This window comes from Bradyrhizobium sp. 33ap4, assembly GCF_032654765.1.
In the GTDB taxonomy this organism is placed as follows: Bacteria; Pseudomonadota; Alphaproteobacteria; order Rhizobiales; family Xanthobacteraceae; genus Bradyrhizobium; species Bradyrhizobium australafricanum.
This window is the reverse complement of sequence record NZ_JAUMTJ010000009.1, coordinates 83,816-105,529: the sequence shown is the minus strand read 5'-3', so window position 1 is coordinate 105,529 and position 21,714 is coordinate 83,816. Positions and strand designations below refer to the sequence as shown.

Genomic DNA, 21,714 nt, shown 5'->3' with positions numbered 1-21,714 from the left:
CGAAACGCGTGTTCTGTCCAGCGATTACGGCATCCTTGGCGGGGACAGGGCACAGCTAAGGCACTGAAAGACCTGAGGAAGGCCGAGGAAAGTCGGGGGAAGGGGCCAATGGCGCTGTCGCGGCGGAGAATATTGCAAGGGGCCGGCGCCCTGTCCCTGCTGGCCGGCCGCCTCGGCGCCCCGGCCTTGGCTCAGCCGGCGCCCGCCGGTGACACCCCGCCGATTCTGTTCGTGCACGGCAATGGCGATCACGCCCCGCTCTGGATGACGACGTGCTGGCGGATGGAATCGAACGGCGTGCCGCGCGAGCGCATGGCCGCGATCAATTTCACCGATCCGCTGGCACGCACCGACGACAAGGTCGAACAGGCCGGCCGCTCCTCGACCGAGGATCAGCGCCGCGAGCTCGCCGAGGCGATCAGGGAGCTGAAGCAGAAGACCGGTGCGCCGCGGGTCGCACTGGTCGGCAGTTCGCGCGGCGGCAACGCGATCCGCAATTACATCAAGAATGGTGGCGGCGGCGACATCAGCCACGCGGTGCTGTGCGGCACGCCCAATCACGGTGTGTATGCGTGGGACGACGGGCTCGGCAACGAGTTCAACGGGCGTGGTCCGTTCCTGCGCGGACTGAACGATGGCGACAGCGAAGTGACTGTCGGCACCCTGTTCCTGACGCTGCGCAGCGACGGCCTCGATAAATATGCGCAGGCCGACGGCCGCTTCGTCGGCAAGCCGGGCACGCCGACCAACGTCACGACGGACGGCCCGGCGCTGAAAGGCGCGACCAATCTGGTGCTTGGCGCGGTCGATCATCGCGAGACCGCCTTTCATCCGCGGGCCTTTCGCGAGATCTACAAATTCATCGCAAGGCACGAGCCGTCGCGGATCGAGATCGTGCCGGAGACCGCGGTGAGGCTGAGCGGCCTCGTCACAGGCATGCCCGGCGGCGTGCCGACCAACCGGCCGGTGCCGGGGGCCACGGTAGATATCTATCATGTCGCGGCGGAGACCGGCGAGCGCATCGGCGGCCCGCTGCACAGCTCGCAGACCGGCGCTGACGGTCGCTGGGGTCCGGCGCAGGTCGATCCGTCGTGGCCGCTCGAATTCGTGCTGACGTCACCTGGTACGGCGACGACGCACATCTATCGCTCGCCGTTTCCGCGCTCGTCCGAGATCGTGCATCTGCGCGCGGCGCGGCCGCTGGGACCGGCCGATGCCGGCGCAGGCGCGGTCGTGCTGATGTCGCGGCCGCGCGGCTATTTCGGCCTGCCGCGCGATATCGTGCTGTTCGACGGCAAGGGGCCGGCTGATGTAAAGCCGGGCGTGCCGACCGATTCGGTGACGACGCTGCGGCTCGCCGCGGACGACGTCGGCCGTCCGGTCGCCGCGATCTTCAACGGGGAACGCATTATGATGCGGGCCTGGCCGGCATCGGAGAATCGCATTGCGGTCGCCGAGCTGACTTATTAGGTCTGGTGCAGGGTCCGCGCGCCTTCATGGCGCCGGGATCGCATGGCCGGATCGGCCGTCGCGTGAGGCAGGGAAGCGAGGACCATGAGCATAGCCGAGGTCTACGATATCACGGTCACGCGGCGTCCCCTGGTCCCGCCGGCCCCGCCGCGCGCGCCCGACGACATGGGCGCGTTCCAGCGCATGCGGGTGATGCGCAACTCGCCGATCGAGACCTGGGGCCAGCGCGCCTATGAGGACGATATCGTCCAGGGCCGCTTCCTCAAGCACTCGAGCTTCATCCTCAACACGCCGGATGCGATCCGCCATGTGCTGGTCGACAATTACGAGAACTACACCCGCACGCCGGCCGGCCTTCGCGTGCTGCGTCCGATGCTCGGCGAGGGGCTATTGATCGCCGAAGGGCGTGCATGGAAACACCAGCGCCGCACGCTGGCGCCGGCGTTCACGCCGCGCGCGGTGACGACGCTGGTGCCTTACATGATTGCGGCGGTCGACGAGACCATCGCAAAGCTGAACTCCGCCAGCGGCGGCCCGGTCGATCTGCGCGAGGCGATGCAGCGGATGACGCTGGAGATCGCCGGCCGCACCATGTTCTCGTTCGGCATGGATCGCCACGGCGCCGCGCTGCGGGATTTCGTGATGGAGTATGGCAACACGCTGGCGCGGCCGCACATGCTGGATCTGGTGCTGCCGTTGAACTGGCCGACGCCGCAGGATTTCCGCCGCGCCCGTTTCCGCAAGCGCTGGACCGCGTTCGTCGGCATGCTGATGGCCGAGCGACGTGCGGCCGGCAAGGATGACAACGCGCCGGCCCGCGACCTGTTCGACCTGATGGGCGCCGCGCGTGATCCTGAAACCGGCGAGGCCTTCACCGATGCCCAACTCGGCGATCAGGTCGCCACCATGATCCTGGCCGGCCACGAGACGACTGCGACCGCGCTGTTCTGGGCGCTCTATCTGCTGGCGCTCGATCCCCTGACCCAGGAACAGCTGGCGGCAGAAGTCGGGAGCGCGGCGACGTCTGGCGCGCTCGACATCGAGCGGCTGAAATTCACCCGCGCGGTGATCGACGAAACCATGCGGCTTTATCCGCCGGCGTTCCTGATTGCGCGTGCGGCAGGCGGTCCCGATACCATCGCGGGCCGTCCGGTCAGGAAGGGTGACGTAATCCTGATCGCGCCGTGGCTGTTGCACCGGCATGAGAAGCTGTGGCGCGATCCGAACGCGTTCGTGCCGTCGCGTTTCATGACGGGAGCGCCGCCCGATCGGTTCGCCTATCTGCCGTTCGGAGTCGGCGCGCGGGTCTGCATCGGCGCGCATTTTGCGCTGGTCGAGGCGACGCTCGCGCTTGCGAAGATTGTCGGCGCATTCCGCGTTGCGCTGGCGGACAAGGATCCGGTGCTGCCGATCGGCGTGGTGACGACACAGCCGAACCGTTCGCCGGTGTTTACGATCAAGCCGCGCTGATCTTGCGCGGCGGTGTCCCAATGCTCATCTAGGGGCTCACCATGAGCGATACGCAGGCCCATTTCGCAGTCCTCAGGCAGACGACCGATCCGGCCGTCGTCGATGCCATGCAGCAGCTGATCGCGGACGGTCATGATAGGGATCTCAATCGCATCAATCTGCTGGATTTCTCGAGCCGCACCGGGCTCGACCAGGAAAAGGTGATTTCCGGCTTCCTGCATGCGTCGCGGCTCGGCCTGTTCGACATGAGCTGGAATGTGCTGTGCCCGGGCTGCGGCGGCGTGCTCGACGCGCATTCGACGCTGAAGTCGTTGCGCCATGACGACTACAACTGCGCGCTGTGCGCGGCCGGTTACGAGGCGTCCGTCGACGATCTGGTCGAGGTCGCCTTCACCGTCAGCCCGCGCGTGCGCCGCATCGGCGCGCATGATCCGAACACGCTGCCGATCTGGGAATATGTCCGCCAGATGTTCTGGAGCTCGGGCATCGAGCTCAACGAAGACTCGCTGGAGCGCCTGCTCAAGGAGGTGACGCTGGAATCGCTGGAATTGCCGGCCGGCGAGAAGGCGCTGCTGTCGCTGCAATTGCCGAAGCAGTTCCTGATCGTGTTCGAGCCGGTGACGCACTCGGCGCATTTCTTCGACGTGCAGGGCGAGCCGACCACTGAGCGCCAGCAATTCTCGATCGTGTTCAACAAACTGCAGGCGCCGACCGGCACCACGGTGCTGCGGCCGGGGCCGCTCCGGCTGTCGCTGGACAACCAAACCGACACCCGCGTGCTGCCCGCTGTTTGGGTAGCAGCCGATGCGCTGCATGAGCTGCTCGGCAAGCGCAAGCCGATCCTCACCGCGAAGCGGATGCTGTCGAACCAGACCTTCCGCGATGTGTTCAAGGCCGACAACCTCACGGTCGACCAGCGGCTGAAGATCACCGCGCTCACCTTCCTGTTCACCGACCTCAAAGGCTCGACTGCGCTCTATGAACGGGTCGGAGATCTCGCCGCGTTCGATCTGGTGCGCGCGCATTTCCACGCGCTGCTCGAGATCATCGCTTCCGAGCACGGCGCCGTGGTGAAGACGATCGGCGATGCCGTGATGGCGACCTTCATCCGGCCAGAGCATGCATTGTCGGCGGGCCTGCGCATGCGGGCGGCGATGAAGCAGCTCAACACCGAGCGCGGCAAGGAAGATCTGATCGTCAAGATCGGCATCCATGAGGGGCCGTGCCTCGCGGTGACACTCAACGAGCGGCAGGATTATTTCGGCCAGACCGTGAATATCGCAGCCAGGGTGCAGAGCCTGTCGACGTCGCAGGAAATCCATTTGACGCAGCCGGTGATGGAATCGGCTGAGGTCGCGGGCATCCTCGATCGCGCCGCGATCAGGCCGATCCAGAAGGAAGCGGCACTGCGTGGCATTGCCGACAAGCTCGTGGTGTACGAGATACCGTAGTTGAGCACATCGTCATTCCGGGATGGTCCGTCAGGACCAGACCTCAGATGCGCAATTGCGCATCGGGGAATCTCGAGATTCCGGGTTCGATGCTTCGCATCGCCCCGGAATGACTCAATCCATGTTGCCGAAACGTAATGTCGCAGCGGGAACCTGCGCGGATTGCACCGGTTCTGTTTCCACGCCATATAGATTTCAACGGAGCGGGATCCGGAAAAACTTGATAGCCGGATAGATCGCGCTCAAATCAGGCAGACTTCATTCCACAGAGAGAACGATGCTCGACGGACTTCGCCAATTCATTGCCGATATCGTTTCCCCCGACGCCCAGGCCGACCGCACCTTCGATGACGGCGACTATCGCCTGGCGGCGACCGCGCTGCTGGTGCATGTCGTCTCGCTGGACGGCGAGCCGACGCCGGCCGAGACGCGCAAGCTGCACGGCCTGATCGAGAGCCGTTTCCAGCTTGACCGCGGCGCGGCCGACAAGCTGATCGCCTCTGCCATGCGCGTCGAGGGTGAGGCCGTGGATCTCTATCACTTTACCAGTGTGATCATGCGCTCGGTGAACGAGGAGGGACGCCTGCGCATCGTCGAGATGATGTGGGAGCTGGTCTATGCCGACGGTCAGGTCAGCGAGTTCGAGGACAATGTGGTCTGGCGCGCCGCCGATCTGCTCGGCATTTCCTCGCGCGACCGCATCGATCTCAAGCATCGGGTTGCCGAGAAGCAGGCGGCGCTGCCAAAGGGCCCATGGGGCACGGCGGACGCCGCAATCTGACGCGATTGCCCGCGTCGGCGGACGCATCGTCACCGGTATCAGGGATGACGAAATTTTAATGTCCGCCGCGATTGTGGGCGATCCGACTGAAAATCTGGCGTTTCATCACAAAACCAGTGCCTCGCCGCTGTCCACAAGCTTACACACGGCTTGCGTCCCACCGCATGCCTATGCTCTCGTCGGCTTGTTGGGGACCTCACTAGAATTTGCAGTAAGAGTTTGAAACGTGACCGAGCGTGTGACGCTGATAACCGGGGCATCGGCGGGCATAGGCACCGAACTGGCGCGCGTGTTTGCATCGAATGGTCACCGTGTGGCGCTGGTGGCGCGGCGCGCCGACCGCCTGAAGGCGCTCGCCGACGAACTCGGGGCCAAGGGCGGCGCAGCGCCGATTGTGATCCCCTGTGATCTCCAGCACGCCGATGCGGGCGACCGGATCGCGCAGGCCCTGACCGACGCTGGGGTCGAGGTCGAATTTCTCGTCAATAATGCCGGCTTCGGCCTGTTCGGCCGCGCCATCGAGCGCGACCGTGCCGAGCAACTCAACATCATCAACGTCAACATCCGAGCGCTGACCGATCTGACGCTGCGCTTTGCCGACCAGCTGATCCGCAACCGCGGCGGCATCCTCAATCTCGGCTCGATCGCCGGATTTCTGCCGGGCCCCGGCATGGCCGTGTACTACGCCAGCAAGGCCTATGTGCTGTCGTTTACCGAGGCGTTGCGCTGTGAGCTGGCGCCGCAGGGCGTGCGTGTCACCGTGTGTTGCCCGGGCCCGGTACCATCGGAGTTTCAGGATCGCGCCGGATTTGCCCCCGGATTCGATTCCGCCATCCTCAACGTTTCACCGGAAGAGGTGGCCCGTCAGGCCTATCGCGGGTTGATGGCCAACAAGCGCGCGGTGCTGCCCGGCACCTTCATCAAGCTGGTGCCGTTCCTGCTCCGGCTGTTTCCGCGCGACTTCATCCTGACGGCGGTCGGCGGATTTCAGCTCCGCAAGCGCTAGCTGCCCTGGAAAGCCCACTCGTTGCCGCTAAGGCTGTTTCTGGCCCGCGATTTGCTTCGCCTGGCTGTGCGCAAACTCACACGATGTTAACGACCACTTAGCTATGATCGCGCCTTACGTGCCGAAACTTTAAGCAGAGGCAATGTCGTTCCGGACTGACCAGAGCCGTGTCGTGGTGCCCTTCGCCAGCCGAAGGCAGGCCGCGGCCACGCCCAGGGATCAGATCTTGGATCAGGTTTCGGCTCAGGTCTCGTTGCGGCCGGTGCTGATCGTGCTGCATCAGGAGACATCGACTCCCGGCCGGATCGGCAACGCCCTGCGCGCGCTGGGCTACCGCCTCGACATCCGCCGCCCGCGCTTCGGCGACGCGCTGCCCGAAACGCTCGACGCGCATGCCGGCGCGGTGGTCTTCGGCGGTCCGATGAGCGCCAATGATGGCGACGACTATGTGCGGCGCGAGATCGACTGGATCGCCGTTCCGCTGCGCGAGCAGCGTCCGTTTCTGGGCATCTGCCTCGGCGCGCAGATGCTGGCGCGGCAGCTCGGCGCCGAGGTCGCGCCGCATCCGCAAGGCCGTGTCGAGGTCGGCTATTATCCGGTCAGGCCGACCGAGGCGGGCCGCGCGCTCTGCCCGGACTGGCCGGCGCGGGTCTATCACTGGCACGGCGAGGGATTTCAATTGCCCGCCGGCGCCGACCTGCTCGCGGCGGGCGACGATTTCCCGGTGCAGGCGTTCCAGTTCGGCAACGCCTTCGGCCTGCAATTCCATCCCGACGTGACCTACGCGATGATGCATCGCTGGACCACACGCGGTTGCGCACGGATGGATTCGCCGGGCGCACAACCGGGCCATCTGCACTTCGCCGAGCGTGCCGTGCACGATGCCGCCGAGCGCGCGTGGCTGAAGCATTTCATCGACGGCTGGATCGCGCGCGTGCCGCAGCGGCAGCTGCTGCAGGCCGCTGAATAGCCGCCACGCGGAATTTCGCGCCGGCTTTTCATTCTCGTGAATGTGCTACTGTCGGCCGCCGCGCGCAGGCCGCATCGCCGCGCGTATCGATAACAACAAGGCACAGGGAGATCGCCGTGAGCTACGAGCACATCCTCTATGAGGTCAGCGACAGGATCGCGACCATCACGCTCAATCGCCCCGATCGCATGAATGCGTGGACCGCGATCATGGAGCGCGACGTGCGCCACGCCATGGAGGCGGCGGCCAACGACGAGAACGTTCGCGTCATCGTGCTGACCGGCGCGGGCCGCGGCTTCTGCGCCGGCGCCGACATGGACGCGCTGAAGGGGATCGATCCCAACGAGGTCAGGCGCGGCGAGAACATCCCGTTCGACATGAACCGCCGCGCCGACTGGCAGACGCGCTACGCCTACTATCCCGCGATCCGGAAGCCCGTGATCGCGATGCTCAACGGCGCCACCGCCGGCATCGGCCTGGTTCACGCGCTCTATTGCGATTTGCGCTTCGCCGCCGACACTGCGGTGTTCACCACCGCCTTCGCGCGGCGCGGCCTGATCGCCGAACACGGCATCAGCTGGATGCTGCCGCGGATCGTCGGCCACGCCAACGCGCTCGATCTGTTGATGTCGGCGCGGCGGGTGTCGGCCGAGGAGGCGCTGCGCATCGGCCTCGTCAACCGGCTCTCTTCGCCGGAGAAGCTGCGCGAGGAGACCTATGCCTATGCCCGCGACCTCGCCGATTTCGTCTCGCCGAGCGCGATCGCTGTGATCAAGCGCCAGATCTACGACGTGCCGTTCCAGACGCTCGCGGAGGCCACCATCGATGCCAACCGCGAGATGCAGATCGCGCTGAAGGGCAATGATTTCAGGGAAGGCGTCGCGAGCTTCGTGGAGAAGCGGCCGCCCAGGTTTACCGGGACGTGAGGGGGAGGGGCTAACGGATAAAGTCCGTCTTCGCCCTTTGGGCGTGGGCAGCTTGTCTCAGCCCGGCTTCGTCCTTCGGGCTACGCCGCGGCAGCCTTCGTTCGCATCGCTGCGATGGACTATCCGGGCTTGCCGAGCCGAAGCTCGCGAAGCGAGAGCTTCGTCGGGAAGCGGCCACCGCGGTTTACGGGGACGTAAGGGGGAGGGATTGGGTCGGAGTTCATAACACCAGCCCGGCTTCGCCCTTCGGGCTACGCCGCGGCAGCCTTCGCTCGCATCGCTGCGATGGACTATCCGGGCTTGCCGAGCCGAAGCCCGCGAAGCGAGCGAAGGCTGGTGGAGCCAGGCGGGATCGAACCGCCGACCTCGTCATTGCGAACGACGCGCTCTCCCAGCTGAGCTATGGCCCCATCGCGGCCGGGTGTTGCTGAGTATCCCGGCCGTCAGTCGGGCGCCATTTACAGTCCCGTCCAAGGTCAAGTCAAGAACAGTGAAAGCGCGGTTTTCGGCCCGTCCCGCCGGGAACTTCCCTTGTTTGCGGGGGGATGAACCGATATCTAGGGCGTGATCCCGACCCGGCGGACCGCCCGAGCGCCCAGTGCATAGCGGTTTTCCGAAACGATCCCGCTCAAACAAGAAGCGCGATGGCGGCTCAGTCCGGTCTCGTTGCGCTTCATCCGGTTGTCTTACCCGCGAGCCCCCCTCATATGCGCGCTGTTCTCGACATCGTCATTATCATCCTCGACCTCTATGTCTGGCTGCTGATCGCCTCCGCCATCCTGTCCTGGCTGGTCGCCTTCAATGTGGTCAACACGCGCAACCAGTTCGTTTCCGCGGTGGCCGAGTTCCTCTACCGGATCACCGAGCCGGTGCTGCGGCCGATCCGCAACGTGATGCCGAATCTGGGCGGGCTCGATATCTCGCCGATCATCGTGATCCTGATCATCATGTTCATCCAGCGGGTGATCGCCTATTACATCTATCCCAACGTGATCTGACCCTTTCTCGACGTGGCCTTGATGGATCCGTGGCGCTATTCCACCGAGGGCATCAGCATCGCGCTGCGCGTGACGCCGCGCGGCGGCCGCGACGACATCGACGGGATCGAGACGCTGGCCAACGGCCGTTCGGTGGTGAAGGTGCGGGTGCGCGCCATCGCCGAGGGCGGCGAGGCCAACCGTGCGGTGACTGAGCTGCTGGCCAAGGCGCTCGGCGTGCCGAAAGCCAGGGTGAAGCTGCTGTCCGGCGCAACCTCGCGGCTCAAGCAGGTCGCGGTCGACGGCGATCCGAAAGGGCTCGGCGATACATTGAGGAAGCTGACTGCGGCCAAGCCGAACCAGCAGACAAGGGACTGACATGACTGCCCGCATCATCGACGGAAAAGCCATCGCCGCCGAGCTTCGCGCCCGCGTCGCCGACGAGGTCGCCCGCGTCAAGCGCGACCACCAGCTCACGCCGGGGCTCGCCGTCGTGCTGGTCGGCCATGATCCCGCGAGCGAGGTCTATGTCCGCAGCAAGCACACCCAGACCCAGGCCGCCGGCATGGCTTCGTTCGAGCACAAGCTGCCGGAGGATGTGTCGCAGGCCGATCTGCTGGCGCTGATCACGCGGCTCAACCGCGATCCCATGGTGCATGGCATCCTGGTGCAGCTGCCGCTGCCGAAGTCGCTGCACACCGAGACCATCATCAACGCGATCGATCCGGCCAAGGACGTCGATGGTCTGCACCCCAACAATGCCGGCCGGCTCGCCGGAGGCCTGACCGCGCTGTCGCCCTGCACGCCGCTCGGCTGCATCATCCTGACCAAGAGCGTGCACGCCTCGCTCGAAGGCATGAACGCGATCGTGATCGGCCGCTCCAATCTGGTCGGCCGTCCGCTGGTGCAATTGCTGCTGAACGAGAATGCGACGGTGACGATCGCGCATTCGCGCTCGCGCGATCTGCCAAAGCTCTGCGCCCAGGCCGATCTGGTCTATGCCGCGGTCGGCCGGCCCGAGATGGTGCGGGGCGACTGGCTGAAGCCGGGCGCGACGGTGATCGATGTCGGCATCAACCGCATCCCGGTGCCCGGCGGCAAGCCGAAACTGGTCGGCGATGTCGCGTTCCTGGAAGCCCTCAATGTCGCCGGCGCAATCACGCCGGTGCCCGGCGGCGTCGGGCAGATGACGGTGGCGTGCCTCCTGGTCAACACGCTGCGCGCCGCCTGCGCGATTGCCGGCCTGCCGGCGCCGGCGGTGTGAAATGCTCCCTCGCCCCGCTCTTGCGGGGAGAGGGTTGGGGTGAGGGGCCCCTCTCCGAGATGGGACTGTCGAAAGACCTGTACCCCCTCACCCGGATCGCATTCCGCTCCGCTACATGCGATCCGACCTCTCCCCGCAAGCGGGGCGAGGTTAGTCACTTCATCTTCGCGCGCTCGATGCCTTCGAGGATCAGCCTGCGGGCTTCGTCGGCGTCGCCCCAGCGCAGCACCTTCACCCACTTGCCCTTCTCGAGATCCTTGTAGTGCTCGAAGAAGTGCTGGATCTGCTGCAGCGTGATGTCGGGCAGGTCGCTGTAGTTCTGCACCTTGTCGTAGCGCTGGGTCAGCTTCGATGACGGCACCGCGATGATCTTCTCGTCGCCGCCGGCCTCGTCCTCCATCAGGAGCACGCCGACCACGCGGACGCTCATCACCGCGCCCGGCACGATCGCGCGGGTGTTGACGATCAGCACGTCGCAGGGATCGCCGTCGCCGGACAGCGTGTGCGGGATGAAGCCGTAATTGCCGGGATAGCGCATCGGCGTGTAGAGGAAGCGGTCCACCACGAGCGTGCCGGCTTCCTTGTCCATTTCGTACTTGATTGGCTCGCCGCCGACGGCAACCTCGATGATGACGTTGACGTCGTGGGGCGGATTTTTTCCGATCGATATGGCGTCGATACGCATGGATTGCTCCGCGTGGCCTCTGGAAGTTGAGAACGATGTGATTTTTTGGTTGGCGCCGCCGGGCCGCGAAACGGCTCCCGGCCCGGCCTTGAGACCGGGCTGGCCGACGCGCGCAGCGCTGGAGGCTGGTTTAGCCTTGCTGCAGCTGCGAGAGAAGCAGGATTTTCAGTTGGCCCAGGCGAAAGCGACCTTGTCGAGCGACTTGGGCCCGAACCGCTCCGAAGAGCGCGCCACCATCCGGCCGCCCAGCGCACGGTAAAACTCGGTTGCCGGCTCGTTGTCGGAGAGCGCCCAGATCACCATGCTCTTGAGGCCGCTCTGCATCAGGTCGCGGCGGGCGGAGGCGAACAGGCGCCGGCCGAAGCCAAGCCCCTGGAATTCCGGCCGCAGATAGAGCTCGTAGATCTCGCCTTCGAAATGCAGGCTGCGGGCGCGGTTGCGGCCGTAATTGGCGTAGCCTGCGACCCGGTCGCCGAACACCAGCACGCTGACGCGGCTGCCCTTGCGGATGGCGCTGTCCCACCACTGCGGGCCGCGGCGATTGATCAGCTTTTCGAGTTCGGCGCCGGGGATGATTCCCTGATACGCCGAGCGCCAGGCTTCGTCATGGGTAGACGCCACCGCCGCCGCGTCTGCAGCTTTGGCCGGCCGGACCTCGATTAGCGTTGTGCTCATGGGTGTAATCAAAGCAAGTCGGCGGGCCGCCTTCAAGGTCCATCGTTAATTATCGGTTAATCTGTGGATTTTTTGCATCAGTGTCGTGAGAACTTGTTCCGAAAGAGGACACTTGCCGGAGTTCAAGCGGCCAACCGCCGATCCGGAGCTGTGCAAAGCGTGGATCGCGAGCGCAGTATGACACTGCCATAGTTGGAAAAAGCTCATTCGGGGGCTGATTCGCGGCCGGGATTCTGCGGGCGAATCCAGACGCGATGTGGGTACTCCGACCGCGCCACGCCTGCGCCGCCGCAGTGGATTTTCGCGCCCGACCGGCCTATGGCAGCGGCGGTATTTGTGCGCGCCGAAGTTGGCCTGATCACGAGCGGACTGCGATGACGCTCTACTTCCTGATCAAATATCTGCACGTGCTCGGGGCCATCGTGATCCTGGGCACCGGGACCGGCATCGCCTTCTTCATGCTGGCGGCGCATCGCACGCAGGATGTGGCGTTCATCGCGCGCACGGCGGCGACCGTCGTGATCGCGGACATGATCTTCACGCTGAGTGCCGTGCTGCTTCAGCCGGTGAGCGGCGGACTGCTGATGCTGTTGTCGGCAACGAGCATCACCGAGCGCTGGCTGGCGGTTTCGCTTGCGCTCTACGCGCTGGCCGGCGTGTTCTGGGTTCCCGTCGTCTTCATGCAGATCGAGATGCGCAACCTCGCGCAGGCGGCCGTCGAAAAAGGCCTTCCGCTGCCGCCGCGTTATTTTGCGCTGTTTCGCCGCTGGTTCCTGTTCGGTATTCCCGGCTTCGGCTCCGTGATGAGCATCCTCTGGCTGATGATCGCGAAACCATTTTAGCGCAGTGTCGTCATTCCGGGTTCGCTTCGCACCCCGGAATGACGCCAAATAGTCTGGGGCCTCATGAGTGACGACGCATCACACAACATCCTCGTGCTCGGCGCCTCGGGCCTGATCGGGCGCACCATCACCGACGATCTGAGGGCGCGCGGCTTTCACGTGATCGGGGTCGCGCGGCATTTCACGCCGGCGCAGAAAATCAGCGCGACCGACATCGAGCTGCCTGTCATGTCGATGGATGCCGCGGCGCTGACGCAGCTGCTTCGCACGCACGAGGTCAACATCGTCGTGAACTGCCTCGGCGTGCTGCAGGATGGCCCGGGCAGCGACACAAGCGCGGTGCATCGCGACCTCGTCGCGCGGCTGTTGCAGGCGATCGGTGACAGCCACCGCGCCATCCGTCTCGTCCACATCTCGATTCCCGGCACGGCCGATGCGGACCGCACCGCCTTCAGCACCACCAAGCGCGAGGCCGAACGGCTGATCGCGGCGTCCGGGATTCCCCACGCGATCCTGCGTCCGGGCTTCGTCATCGCGCCGTCGGCTTATGGCGGCAGCGCCATGCTGCGCGCGCTGGCGGCGCTGCCGGTCGATCTGCCGGCCGAGGAGGCTGCTACGCCGTTCCAGCCGGTCGCAGTCGAGGATATCGCCGCCACCATCGCCTGGCTCGCGGCGCGCGATGTCGCTGATGAAGCGGTGCGATCGGTGACATGGGACCTGATGCAGGAGCAGCCGATTTCGCTCGGCGGCGTTATCGCCCAGTTCCGCCGGTCGTTCGGCACGGCAAAGCATGTCCGCATCGCGACGCCGCCGGTCCTGATCGATCTCGGCGCCCGCCTCGGCGATCTCGCGAGCCGGCTCGGCTGGATGCCGCCGCTGCGCTCCACCGCGATCGCCGAACTGCGCCGCGGCGTCACCGGCGATCCCGCAGGCTGGATGCAAGCGACCGGCATCGTGCCGAAGACAATCGCGCAAGCGGTCGGCGGGCGCCCCGCGACCATTCAGGACAAATGGTTCGCGCGGCTGTTTTTGATCAAGGCGCTGATCTTCGCAAGCCTCGTGCTGTTCTGGGTCGCATCCGGCTTCATCGCGCTGGTGATCTCTTATGACGCCGCCGCCGGCATCCTGAGCGCGCACCATTTCCCGCCGCCGCTGGTCGGGCCGGTGACGGTGTTGACCAGCCTGATGGACATGAGCATCGGGGTGCTGATCGCGATCCGTCGCACCGCGGCGTTCGGTCTGATCGCAGGCATCGTCGCCTCGCTCGGCTACATGGCGGGATCGGCGATACTGACGCCGGATCTCTGGATCGAGCCGCTCGGCGCGCTGGTGAAGACGGGACCTGCGATCGTGCTGATGCTGATCGCGCTGTTGATCCTGGATAACCGGTAGCGTTTTCGAGCGAAGTGGGAACCGGTTCGCGTGAAGAAAACGCGTTGAGGGAATCGAGATGAGCACTTGGCCCGACGACGACGTGATCCTCTATGACGGCGTCTGCATCTTCTGCTCGCGCTGGGTCCGCTTCGTCATCGCCCGCGACACGGCACGCCGCTTTCGCTTCACGCCGATCCAGTCCGGCTACGGCACGCGGCTGGCGAAGAGCTTCGGCATCGATCCTGACGACCCCGACACCAACGCCGTCGTCCACGGCGGCGTCGCCTACATGAAATCCGACGCGGCGCTGACGGTGCTGAGCCATCTGCCCGGCTGGCGCTGGACCCGCACGCTGTTCGCCGTGCCCAAGCCGCTGCGCGACGCCGTCTACAACCTCATCGCCCGCAATCGCTATAAGATTTTCGGGAAGTACGAGACGTGCTTCGTGCCGGATGCGGATTTGCGGGCGCGGGTCATGGAGTGATCTTTCTTAGTTCTTAATTGAGGTGTTGCAGTAAGGGTGTGTCATCTGGCCGTTGGCGGCGGCGCCGACGCCGCCATCGCGCACTCGATCCACGTGATCATACGAAACAGATTTCGCAGGCTCGATTATTCTCCATCGTCGCGCGCGCCTTAATGAACTTCTTAAAGAAGAACCCGTCGTTGTTCTTTATTCTCTCTTTGAATAAGTAGAGCATTCCAAGCAAAAGATCAGGAATATGACGCCCCTTGTCGGAGTAGAAGTACACTGCTGGATGAAGTCCAAGGCTTGCAGCGTCATTTCCGGTCACGCGGTTCATTACGTCCAAACACTCATCCAATACCCCAATGGTCTCTGAGCCATCGGCGTCAACTGCAAAATCACTGATCGAGCGTCGGCTCTTGCCTGCATCGGCGCACGTCGTTGAAATCAGATTCATTAGTAGGTCGAGTGCAAGTATCGGAGATTTTGTTCCGCCAAGTGGTAGGTCGAGCGTTTTAATGGGTTGATTGATCTCGGGCGTGAAGAACAGCTCGTGCAATCGCTTTGACTTTTTTTCGATGGCTGACCGCCATCGATCACGAAGACGTACGACTCAGACTGCCATAGAATGATCGATGGAATCAGCTCGTTGTCCAAAAAGCTTTCGAGAAATGAAACGACCTGTACTGATGTCCAGTGATTGGTCTCGCGCTGAAAGTCGGGCTTGCGCAGCAGCGGAACCAGCATTCCCGTACTGCTCAAAGTTTCGATCGAGAGTGATTTGATTGGTTCTGCGGATGCTACTTGCGATCCTTTGACAGCAAAATCATCTCGACGAATCATTGCATCTAAATTTACTGCGTCAGACATTTCATCCCCCAAGACAGAAATCCTGGAGAAATATCCATTTTCGGGCGGCCTGTCGACCGAGTCGCAACTTATGGGTGTTGAACTAAAGAATTAAGGACTTCCCTCGCCGCTCTCTCCCCCGAATCCCGCGCGCCGTGCGCGGTCGAGAAAAACTCCGGCGAAGTCGCTTCGCCGGCGAAGAACAGCCGGCCGTCGACCGGCGCGGCCAGCACGGCGCGCTTGTCGGCGTGGCCGGGCAGTGCGTGCGAGTAGGAGCCGCGGGCGAACGGGTCGTGGGCCCAGCGAGACTCGCTGAGCGGCTTCAGCTTGCGGCGGAAATCGCTGCCGAGAAAGGAGACGATCTCGTCGATGCTGTGCGCGGCGATGGCGCCGTCGCCGGCATCTTCAAGCTGTCGCGCAAAACGGCCGCCGAAGAAACCTTCGATGCAGGGCTGGCCGAACGGGCGGATGTGATAGGTGCCCATCTCGGTGCGCATGGTGGCGCCGCGCAGATTGCCTTCCTTCGGCAGCGCCTCGGGCTCGGCGAGCGCCAGCGTCACCTTGTCGGCGAGGCCGAGCGGCAGGCCGCGCGCGGCGTCGAGCTTGTCCGGCAGCGCAGGTAAAAAGCGGATCGTCTGATCGGCGATCAGGTTGGTCGGCACGGTGACGATCACCTTGTCCGCCTCAAGCGCGCCGCGCGAGGTCTCGATGCGGATCCGCTTGCCGGAGTGATCGATCAGGCTGACCTCGCAGTTCAGCGCCACCGGCACCTGCGCGCCATAGGCCGCGACCAGCGCGCCATAGCCGCGCCGCACCCGCCAATTGATGTCGGTGTCTTCATAGGCATCGACATCGAGGATCGAGACCTGGTCGAGCTCGCTGCCGTTTACATAGGTGGAGATCGCATCGATCATCGGGTTCCAGCGGTTGCCGGGCTCGAGATACAGGCTGGCCGGGCAGTCCTTGCCATGCCGCGCCGCCTGCTCGATGCGGTCGTAGAATTGGTCGAGTGCGTGCGTGAAGTCGTCGCGAGCGGCCTGCGGGAACGCCTCGCCGTAGGCGCGCTCGCGCCACGGCGGCAGGTCCTTGTTGAGCTCGAAGTTGAGTTGCCGGGCGATGCCGACAAAGTTGTTCCGGTCGGCCGAGTGCAGCCAGCCGCAGCCGATGTCGAACACCACGTCAGGCGCGGCCTGAATCGTATGCGCGCGGCCGCCGAGGCGGTCGCGGGCTTCCAGCACGATCGTGGAGAGGCCGGAGTCCTTCAGCGCATTCGCGGCACCGAGGCCGGCGGCGCCGGCGCCGATGATGGCAACATCGACCGTGGAGGGAGGGGAAGTCATGTCCCGGCTCTAGCACGTCCGCCGCCGGGCCTGAAGCCGCCACATGCATGACTGTCATCACCCGCGCAGGCGAAGGCGGGTGATCCAGTATTCCAGAGACAGTAGCGATTGAACTGATGGGCCGCGGCGTACTGGATGCCCCGGTCGAACCGGGGCATGACAGCTTACGCCACCGCTTCCTTGGCCTTTTCGGCGCGCTTGCGGTCGTTCGGGTCGAGGTGCTTCTTGCGCAGTCGGATCGACTTCGGCGTCACCTCGACGAGCTCGTCGTCCTCGATATAGGCGAGCGCCTTTTCCAGCGTCATCCGGATCGGCGGTGTCAGGCGCACCGCCTCGTCCTTCGAGGTGGTGCGGATGTTGGTGAGCTGCTTGCCCTTCAGCACGTTGATCTCGAGGTCGTTGTCGCGGGTGTGCTCGCCGACGATCATGCCCTTGTAGACCTTCCAGCCCGGCTCGATCATCATCGGGCCGCGGTCTTCCAGCTTGAACATCGCATAGGCCACCGCTTCGCCCTGGTCGTTGGAGATCAGGACGCCGTTGCGGCGGCCCTGGATCTCGCCCTTGTAGGCGGCATAGCCGTGGAAGATGCGGTTCATGATCGCGGTGCCGCGGGTGTCGGTCAGCAGTTCGCCCTGGTAGCCGATCAGGCCGCGGGTCGGCGCGTAGAACACCAGCCGCAGGCGGTTGCCGCCGGAGGGGCGCATCTCGATCATCTCGGCCTTGCGCTCGCTCATCTTCTGCACGACGACGCCGGAATGCTCCTCGTCGACGTCGATCACGACTTCCTCGATCGGCTCCTGCCAGGCGCCGGTCGCCTCGTCCTTCTGCAGCACGACGCGCGGGCGCGACACCGAGAGCTCAAAGCCCTCGCGGCGCATGGTCTCGATCAGGATCGCGAGCTGCAATTCGCCGCGTCCGGAGACTTCCATGGAATCCTTGTCGGCGGCCTCGACCACGCGCAGCGCGACATTGCCCTCGGCCTCGCGCATCAGGCGGTCGCGGATCATGCGCGAGGTCACCTTGTCGCCTTCGGTGCCGGCGAGCGGCGAGTTGTTGACGATGAACGACATCGACACCGTCGGCGGATCGATCGGCTGCGCCGGCAGCGGCGTCTCGACGGTGGGATCGCAGAAGGTGTCGGCAACGGTGCCCTTGGTGAGGCCCGCGATCGCGACGATGTCGCCGGCCTCGGCCTCCTCGAGCGGGGTCCGCTCAAGGCCGCGGAAGGCGAGGATCTTGGTCAGGCGGCCGCTCTCGATCAGCTTGCCGTCGGCGGATAGCACCTTGACCTGCTGGTTCGGCTTGATCGAGCCCGAGGAGATGCGGCCCGTGATGATGCGGCCGAGATAGGGGTTGGCCTCGAGGATGGTGCCGATCATGCGGAACGGACCTTCCTCGACCTTCGGCGGCTCGACGTGACGTACGATCAGGTCGAACAGCGGCTGCATGCCGAGGTCCTTCGGACCCTCCGGGCTTTCCGCCATCCAGCCCTGCTTGGCCGATCCGTACAAAATCGGGAAGTCCAGCTGCTCCTCGCTGGCGTCGAGCGCCGCGAACAGGTCGAACACCTCGTTGATGACTTCAGTCGGGCGCGCGTCGGGACGGTCGACCTTGTTGATCACGACGATCGGCTTCAGCCCGATCTTGAGCGCCTTCGACACCACGAACTTGGTCTGCGGCAGCGGGCCCTCGGCGGCGTCGACCAGCACCAGCGCGCCGTCCACCATGTTGAGGATGCGCTCGACCTCACCGCCGAAGTCGGCGTGGCCGGGGGTGTCGACGATGTTGACGCGGATGTCCTTCCACTGCACCGAGGCGGCCTTGGCCAGGATGGTGATGCCGCGCTCGCGCTCCAGGTCGTTGGAGTCCATGGCGCGCTCGGTGACCTTCTGGTTCTCGCGGAAGGTGCCGGATTGCTGCAGCAGGCGGTCGACGAGGGTGGTCTTGCCGTGGTCGACGTGGGCGATGATGGCGACGTTGCGAAGGTTCATGGCTCTTCTTCTGGTCGTGCAATGGTCAGATGCGCGATCTCGCCGGACCAGTTTGGCCGGCCGCTCGCTCGCGTGGCCCATTCGGGCCCGGATCACGCTCATACCCAAGAAATTTGACGGGGACGCATCACCCCAAAAAGGAAGCCCGGTCAGAGGACCGGGCACCTTGCGCGTTGCGGCGCAATATAGTCAGAAAACGCCAAAAAACAATGATTTATTGGCTGTTTGGAGGGCTGATTTTGGTTCCAAAGGCGGGTTTTGGGGGGCTTTCAGGTCTTACTTCCGGGTAATCGCGAACACAATCAGGCCAAGCCCACCCAGCGCCACCATCATCACGAACATGGTGATGGGGTCGCCGCCGGCCCCGGCGCCCATCTTGGCGTTGAGAATGGCGCACAGGACGCCAGGGATCAGCAGGATCACCCCTACCACCAGCATGAGGGCGGTCAGGCAGCCGTTGCGCTGTCTCTGTTCCGGGTTTTGCTGAAAACTGCTCACGATACCCCGGACTAGCGTCCCTTAATCGCGGCGCGGATCAGCATCACGCCGGCGAAGCAGACCGCGAGCCCGAGCAGGATCAGGAAGAGAATGGAGGGATCGGTTTTCGACTCGCTCAGGACGCCGAACCCGAACAGCAGGGCGCAGAGCCCCGGCAGCAGCAGGACCAGCCCGAACAGCACCATGAACGCGGTGGCGCAGCCGCTGCGTGGTGACGGTGGCGGCGGGACGTATTGGTAGGGTGGCTCCGGTGGTGCAGGCGGGATGGGCGGTGGATTGGTCTCGCTCATCGCGGCGCCTCCTCGCTTTGCCGGGCTTCACGATAGGTCTGGCCGGCCAGCGCGGCGCGGATGCCGTCGATCTTTCCGTCACGGTAGAACAGATTGTAGGTGTCGAATGGGATGATCGCGCCGCTTTCGGTGACGAAGTGGATGCAGCTTCGCTTGACGTTGCCGACACAGAAATTGAAGCGGTCGAGAAACTGCACGATGGTGACGCGGAACACGTTCTCGTAGGTAAGCCCCTCCGGCACCTCGAAGCTCGGCAGGCAGCACAGCAATTCGCAGACCCGCTCCGATGTGTTCAGCGGCCCCGACGACAGCGAGAACAGGTCGACAAACTTCTCCCGCAACACCGGATACTTCTCCGGGCTGATGGTGTTGGGCATCACGGCGATGAGCTGCTCCTGCGGAATCAGCGACGTCAGCGGCAGCACCTTGTCGCCGTTGCGCAGGCCGTAGCCGATCGAGATGCTCTCGGGATTGCAGGGCAACGGGATCATGTCGTCAGCGCCGAACACCCCGGTCTCGATCACGCGCCGGCGGATCTCCGACAGCATGATGCGGTCGGTGTCCTTGTTGAAATGCTCGTTGCGGCCGGCATCCTGCACCGGCTGCAGCGTGACGCCGCGGACGCACTTCCAGGTCAGCGCGTGACGGACGATGTCGCCGATCTCGCCGTCGTTGACGCTGCGCTTAATGGTCGCGACCAGCGTGGTCGAGACGCCGTGGCGCTCGAGATTCTCCAGTGCCTGTTGGCGGATCTTGCGTAAGTCCGCGCCGCGCAGATTGACCAGCGCCTCGCGCTGCAGCGAATCGAACTGCAGATAGACCTCAAGCCCGCGCTTGTTCTCGGCGAGCTTCGCCACGAAGTCGGGCTCGCGCGCGATCCTGAGGCCATTGGTGTTGATCATCACATGGCGGATCGGGCGGGCGCGCACCGCATCCAGAATGGCGAAGAAATCCGGATGCAGCGTCGGCTCGCCGCCGGAGATCTGCACCAGGTCGGGCTCGCCCTCGCTCGCGACCAGCGCGTCCAGCATCTTCTCGATTTTCGCCAGCGGCGTGAAGCTGGTGCGCGCCGGCGAGGAATCCGCAAAGCATACCGGGCAGGTCAAATTGCAATGCTCGGTAATCTCGATCAGCGCCAGGCAGGAGTGCTGCTCGTGGTCGGGGCACAGTCCGCAATCATAGGGGCAGCCGAATTCGGTGTGGCGCTGGAACGCGAGCGGCCGGTCGCCGGGCTTGATGAAATCCTTGCACAGCCGCCAATAGGCCGCATCCGTCGAGACCAGCGTCGACTGCACGCCATGCTGCTTGCAGCGCTTCTCGTACCAGACCTCGTTGCCTGATATCTGGATCTTGGTCGGCACCAGGGTGAGGCAAGTTTCGCATAGCGACTGGCTCTGGCCCCAGAAGATGTAAGGGCGTGCGTTACGCAGCGGCGCGTTCATGCTTCAAGCTCACATTCGGCGCCGTCGCCAGCATGACGGCGGCGTAAATCATGACAAACAGCGACAGCAGGTGAAACAGCGAGAATGGTCCGATCAGCGCGCCATAGGGCTTGATGAATTCCCACAGGAAGCGCTGCAGCCCGTAGTAGAACAGCATGAGGTAGAATCCGTTGGTGATGACGGCGGCATTTCGGTTCAATACGGCCCAGGCATAGAATGCCGCGAACCCCGCCATCGCCAAGCTTTCATAGAGCTGCACCGGATGGCGCAGCACGCCGTCGCCGAAATCATGGCCCCAGGGCAGCGTGGTCGGTGTGCCATAGGTGAAGTCCTCGAGCCCCGCGAAATAGCAGCCGAGACGGCCGACCGCGACGCCGATCGCAAGCGGCAGCGCGAACCGCGCGCCGGTGCGCAACGAAATCCCGTGTCGCCATTTGTAGAGCTCGATCGCGACGATGCCGCCGGCCAGCGCGCCCTCGACCGAGCGGGCGATGCCGGACATGCCGGAGAACCACAGGTTCAGCGTGCCGAAGATGTAGGCGCCGATGCCGGCGCCGAATACCAGCGCGGCGATGTAGGTGAGCTCGAAGGATTGCCGCGGGAATTGCAGCCCGCGCCGGCGCGACAGCCACCACATCGCGAGCGCGGCCGCGCCCCATGCTGCAACGTCGAAGACGGCGTGAAGTTCAGCCCCACCCATGAGGCGAGTGTAGCGCGATTTTCGCGGTCCGCGATAGCGGCTTCCCGATTGCAATGGCGGGGCGAGGTTATCAACCGTCCGCCTGGGAGCGGCGCGCTGATGGACCACACCGGCGACGCCGGCCCCGCGCAAAACGACAAAGGCTGTAACCGCGCCAGAACGGATATAGCCGATGTTACGGCGTCCATCCGAAGCGCTATATCCGAACTGACGGCTGGGCTTTCGACCGTCCCAGGATGACATTCTGTCC

Annotated in this window: 23 protein-coding genes and 1 tRNA gene; 13 read left to right on the top strand and 11 right to left on the bottom strand. The window is 64.5% G+C overall.

Annotated features, from left to right (window positions below; translation table 11 throughout):
• The first annotated feature begins 108 nt into the window (after positions 1 to 108).
• The 7 genes from Q2M23_RS09435 to Q2M23_RS09405 all read left to right on the top strand — a co-directional run bounded on the left by Q2M23_RS09435 (position 109) and on the right by Q2M23_RS09405 (position 8,074).
• Positions 109 to 1,470 carry a hydrolase gene (locus tag Q2M23_RS09435; protein WP_316395397.1) on the top strand — a complete coding sequence of 454 codons (1,362 nt, stop codon included), beginning with the start codon at positions 109 to 111 and terminating at the stop codon, positions 1,468 to 1,470.
• An 84-nt stretch (positions 1,471 to 1,554) separates the two neighbouring features.
• On the top strand, positions 1,555 to 2,940 hold the full coding sequence (locus tag Q2M23_RS09430; RefSeq protein WP_316395396.1) for a cytochrome P450: 1,386 nt from the start codon (positions 1,555 to 1,557) through the stop codon (positions 2,938 to 2,940).
• A 41-nt stretch (positions 2,941 to 2,981) separates the two neighbouring features.
• Positions 2,982 to 4,391 (top strand): adenylate/guanylate cyclase domain-containing protein, encoded by a 1,410-nt coding sequence (locus tag Q2M23_RS09425; protein WP_316395395.1) that lies wholly within the window; start codon positions 2,982 to 2,984, stop codon positions 4,389 to 4,391.
• 277 nt (positions 4,392 to 4,668) lie between these two features.
• The gene (locus Q2M23_RS09420; RefSeq protein WP_016847256.1) at positions 4,669 to 5,172 is read left to right on the top strand and encodes a TerB family tellurite resistance protein; all 504 of its coding nucleotides are present in this window, start codon (positions 4,669 to 4,671) and stop codon (positions 5,170 to 5,172) included.
• A 226-nt stretch (positions 5,173 to 5,398) separates the two neighbouring features.
• Positions 5,399 to 6,178 carry an SDR family NAD(P)-dependent oxidoreductase gene (locus Q2M23_RS09415; RefSeq protein WP_076834982.1) on the top strand — a complete coding sequence of 260 codons (780 nt, stop codon included), beginning with the start codon at positions 5,399 to 5,401 and terminating at the stop codon, positions 6,176 to 6,178.
• Between the two features lie 142 nt (positions 6,179 to 6,320).
• Positions 6,321 to 7,148 (top strand): glutamine amidotransferase, encoded by an 828-nt coding sequence (locus tag Q2M23_RS09410; RefSeq protein WP_316395394.1) that lies wholly within the window; start codon positions 6,321 to 6,323, stop codon positions 7,146 to 7,148.
• A gap of 116 nt (positions 7,149 to 7,264) precedes the next feature.
• A complete protein-coding gene (locus tag Q2M23_RS09405) occupies positions 7,265 to 8,074 on the top strand; it encodes an enoyl-CoA hydratase (RefSeq protein WP_253588455.1) in 810 nt (269 codons plus the stop codon).
• A gap of 334 nt (positions 8,075 to 8,408) precedes the next feature.
• Here Q2M23_RS09405 and Q2M23_RS09400 read toward each other — a convergent pair.
• Positions 8,409 to 8,484 (bottom strand) — tRNA-Ala (locus tag Q2M23_RS09400).
• 297 nt (positions 8,485 to 8,781) lie between these two features.
• On the opposite strand from Q2M23_RS09400, the gene Q2M23_RS09395 reads away from it, so the two are divergent.
• Genes Q2M23_RS09395 through folD form a run of 3 tightly spaced genes read left to right on the top strand, consistent with a single transcriptional unit; the run spans position 8,782 to position 10,315 of the window.
• Positions 8,782 to 9,072 carry a YggT family protein gene (locus tag Q2M23_RS09395; protein WP_016847252.1) on the top strand — a complete coding sequence of 97 codons (291 nt, stop codon included), beginning with the start codon at positions 8,782 to 8,784 and terminating at the stop codon, positions 9,070 to 9,072.
• 21 nt (positions 9,073 to 9,093) lie between these two features.
• Positions 9,094 to 9,429, top strand: coding sequence for a DUF167 domain-containing protein (locus Q2M23_RS09390; RefSeq protein WP_016847251.1), 336 nt, complete (start codon positions 9,094 to 9,096; stop codon positions 9,427 to 9,429).
• 1 nt (position 9,430) lies between these two features.
• Positions 9,431 to 10,315, top strand: coding sequence for a bifunctional methylenetetrahydrofolate dehydrogenase/methenyltetrahydrofolate cyclohydrolase FolD (gene folD / locus Q2M23_RS09385; RefSeq protein ID WP_316395393.1), 885 nt, complete (start codon positions 9,431 to 9,433; stop codon positions 10,313 to 10,315).
• A gap of 154 nt (positions 10,316 to 10,469) precedes the next feature.
• Here folD and ppa read toward each other — a convergent pair whose 3' ends face one another.
• Positions 10,470 to 11,000 (bottom strand): inorganic diphosphatase, encoded by a 531-nt coding sequence (ppa, locus tag Q2M23_RS09380; RefSeq protein ID WP_316395392.1) that lies wholly within the window; start codon positions 10,998 to 11,000, stop codon positions 10,470 to 10,472.
• 165 nt (positions 11,001 to 11,165) lie between these two features.
• Positions 11,166 to 11,675, bottom strand: a complete 510-nt coding sequence (locus Q2M23_RS09375) for a GNAT family N-acetyltransferase (RefSeq protein ID WP_028343770.1) — start codon at positions 11,673 to 11,675, stop codon at positions 11,166 to 11,168.
• 374 nt (positions 11,676 to 12,049) lie between these two features.
• Here Q2M23_RS09375 and Q2M23_RS09370 point away from each other — a divergent pair, with 374 nt between their 5' ends.
• The 3 genes from Q2M23_RS09370 to Q2M23_RS09360 all read left to right on the top strand — a co-directional run bounded on the left by Q2M23_RS09370 (position 12,050) and on the right by Q2M23_RS09360 (position 14,375).
• Complete coding sequence (locus tag Q2M23_RS09370) at positions 12,050 to 12,517, top strand: DUF2269 domain-containing protein (RefSeq protein ID WP_316395391.1); 468 nt, start codon at positions 12,050 to 12,052, stop codon at positions 12,515 to 12,517.
• Between the two features lie 63 nt (positions 12,518 to 12,580).
• Positions 12,581 to 13,909, top strand: a complete 1,329-nt coding sequence (locus Q2M23_RS09365) for an SDR family oxidoreductase (RefSeq protein WP_316395390.1) — start codon at positions 12,581 to 12,583, stop codon at positions 13,907 to 13,909.
• Between the two features lie 58 nt (positions 13,910 to 13,967).
• Positions 13,968 to 14,375: a thiol-disulfide oxidoreductase DCC family protein gene (locus tag Q2M23_RS09360; protein WP_316395389.1), complete on the top strand. Its 408-nt coding sequence runs from the start codon at positions 13,968 to 13,970 to the stop codon at positions 14,373 to 14,375.
• Positions 14,376 to 14,472: 97 nt separating this feature from the next.
• Here Q2M23_RS09360 and Q2M23_RS09355 read toward each other — a convergent pair whose 3' ends face one another.
• The 8 genes from Q2M23_RS09355 to Q2M23_RS09320 all read right to left on the bottom strand — a co-directional run bounded on the left by Q2M23_RS09355 (position 14,473) and on the right by Q2M23_RS09320 (position 21,464).
• Positions 14,473 to 14,811, bottom strand: a complete 339-nt coding sequence (locus Q2M23_RS09355; RefSeq protein ID WP_316395388.1) for a hypothetical protein — start codon at positions 14,809 to 14,811, stop codon at positions 14,473 to 14,475.
• The gene (locus Q2M23_RS09350; protein WP_316395387.1) at positions 14,811 to 15,224 is read right to left on the bottom strand and encodes a hypothetical protein; all 414 of its coding nucleotides are present in this window, start codon (positions 15,222 to 15,224) and stop codon (positions 14,811 to 14,813) included. The genes Q2M23_RS09355 and Q2M23_RS09350 overlap by 1 nt, the downstream gene beginning before the upstream one ends.
• Positions 15,225 to 15,292: 68 nt before the next feature.
• On the bottom strand, positions 15,293 to 16,543 hold the full coding sequence (locus Q2M23_RS09345) for an NAD(P)/FAD-dependent oxidoreductase (RefSeq protein ID WP_316395386.1): 1,251 nt from the start codon (positions 16,541 to 16,543) through the stop codon (positions 15,293 to 15,295).
• A 164-nt stretch (positions 16,544 to 16,707) separates the two neighbouring features.
• The gene (typA, locus tag Q2M23_RS09340; protein ID WP_016847242.1) at positions 16,708 to 18,534 is read right to left on the bottom strand and encodes a translational GTPase TypA; all 1,827 of its coding nucleotides are present in this window, start codon (positions 18,532 to 18,534) and stop codon (positions 16,708 to 16,710) included.
• A 276-nt stretch (positions 18,535 to 18,810) separates the two neighbouring features.
• Positions 18,811 to 19,032: a hypothetical protein gene (locus Q2M23_RS09335; protein WP_057021309.1), complete on the bottom strand. Its 222-nt coding sequence runs from the start codon at positions 19,030 to 19,032 to the stop codon at positions 18,811 to 18,813.
• Between the two features lie 11 nt (positions 19,033 to 19,043).
• Positions 19,044 to 19,322 carry a hypothetical protein gene (locus Q2M23_RS09330; RefSeq protein WP_076834973.1) on the bottom strand — a complete coding sequence of 93 codons (279 nt, stop codon included), beginning with the start codon at positions 19,320 to 19,322 and terminating at the stop codon, positions 19,044 to 19,046.
• Positions 19,319 to 20,764: a radical SAM protein gene (locus Q2M23_RS09325; RefSeq protein ID WP_316395385.1), complete on the bottom strand. Its 1,446-nt coding sequence runs from the start codon at positions 20,762 to 20,764 to the stop codon at positions 19,319 to 19,321. Before Q2M23_RS09325 ends, Q2M23_RS09330 begins: the two co-directional genes overlap by 4 nt.
• Positions 20,745 to 21,464, bottom strand: a complete 720-nt coding sequence (locus Q2M23_RS09320; RefSeq protein WP_316395384.1) for a prolipoprotein diacylglyceryl transferase — start codon at positions 21,462 to 21,464, stop codon at positions 20,745 to 20,747. Before Q2M23_RS09320 ends, Q2M23_RS09325 begins: the two co-directional genes overlap by 20 nt.
• Positions 21,465 to 21,714: the final 250 nt, after the last annotated feature.

Bases quoted from the DNA above. Each gene is read 5' to 3' on its own strand.
- Q2M23_RS09435 (WP_316395397.1), top strand. From the start codon at position 109: ATGGCGCTGTCGCGGCGGAGAATATTGCAAGGGGCCGGCGCCCTGTCC.
- Q2M23_RS09430 (WP_316395396.1), top strand. From the start codon at position 1,555: ATGAGCATAGCCGAGGTCTACGATATCACGGTCACGCGGCGTCCCCTG.
- Q2M23_RS09425 (WP_316395395.1), top strand. From the start codon at position 2,982: ATGAGCGATACGCAGGCCCATTTCGCAGTCCTCAGGCAGACGACCGAT.
- Q2M23_RS09420 (WP_016847256.1), top strand. From the start codon at position 4,669: ATGCTCGACGGACTTCGCCAATTCATTGCCGATATCGTTTCCCCCGAC.
- Q2M23_RS09410 (WP_316395394.1), top strand. From the start codon at position 6,321: ATGTCGTTCCGGACTGACCAGAGCCGTGTCGTGGTGCCCTTCGCCAGC.
- Q2M23_RS09395 (WP_016847252.1), top strand. From the start codon at position 8,782: ATGCGCGCTGTTCTCGACATCGTCATTATCATCCTCGACCTCTATGTC.
- Q2M23_RS09390 (WP_016847251.1), top strand. From the start codon at position 9,094: ATGGATCCGTGGCGCTATTCCACCGAGGGCATCAGCATCGCGCTGCGC.
- folD (WP_316395393.1), top strand. From the start codon at position 9,431: ATGACTGCCCGCATCATCGACGGAAAAGCCATCGCCGCCGAGCTTCGC.
- ppa (WP_316395392.1), bottom strand. From the start codon at position 11,000: ATGCGTATCGACGCCATATCGATCGGAAAAAATCCGCCCCACGACGTC.
- Q2M23_RS09375 (WP_028343770.1), bottom strand. From the start codon at position 11,675: ATGAGCACAACGCTAATCGAGGTCCGGCCGGCCAAAGCTGCAGACGCG.
- Q2M23_RS09370 (WP_316395391.1), top strand. From the start codon at position 12,050: ATGACGCTCTACTTCCTGATCAAATATCTGCACGTGCTCGGGGCCATC.
- Q2M23_RS09365 (WP_316395390.1), top strand. From the start codon at position 12,581: ATGAGTGACGACGCATCACACAACATCCTCGTGCTCGGCGCCTCGGGC.
- Q2M23_RS09360 (WP_316395389.1), top strand. From the start codon at position 13,968: ATGAGCACTTGGCCCGACGACGACGTGATCCTCTATGACGGCGTCTGC.
- Q2M23_RS09355 (WP_316395388.1), bottom strand. From the start codon at position 14,811: ATGAATCTGATTTCAACGACGTGCGCCGATGCAGGCAAGAGCCGACGC.
- Q2M23_RS09350 (WP_316395387.1), bottom strand. From the start codon at position 15,224: ATGTCTGACGCAGTAAATTTAGATGCAATGATTCGTCGAGATGATTTT.
- Q2M23_RS09345 (WP_316395386.1), bottom strand. From the start codon at position 16,543: ATGACTTCCCCTCCCTCCACGGTCGATGTTGCCATCATCGGCGCCGGC.
- typA (WP_016847242.1), bottom strand. From the start codon at position 18,534: ATGAACCTTCGCAACGTCGCCATCATCGCCCACGTCGACCACGGCAAG.
- Q2M23_RS09330 (WP_076834973.1), bottom strand. From the start codon at position 19,322: ATGAGCGAGACCAATCCACCGCCCATCCCGCCTGCACCACCGGAGCCA.
- Q2M23_RS09325 (WP_316395385.1), bottom strand. From the start codon at position 20,764: ATGAACGCGCCGCTGCGTAACGCACGCCCTTACATCTTCTGGGGCCAG.
- Q2M23_RS09320 (WP_316395384.1), bottom strand. From the start codon at position 21,464: ATGGGTGGGGCTGAACTTCACGCCGTCTTCGACGTTGCAGCATGGGGC.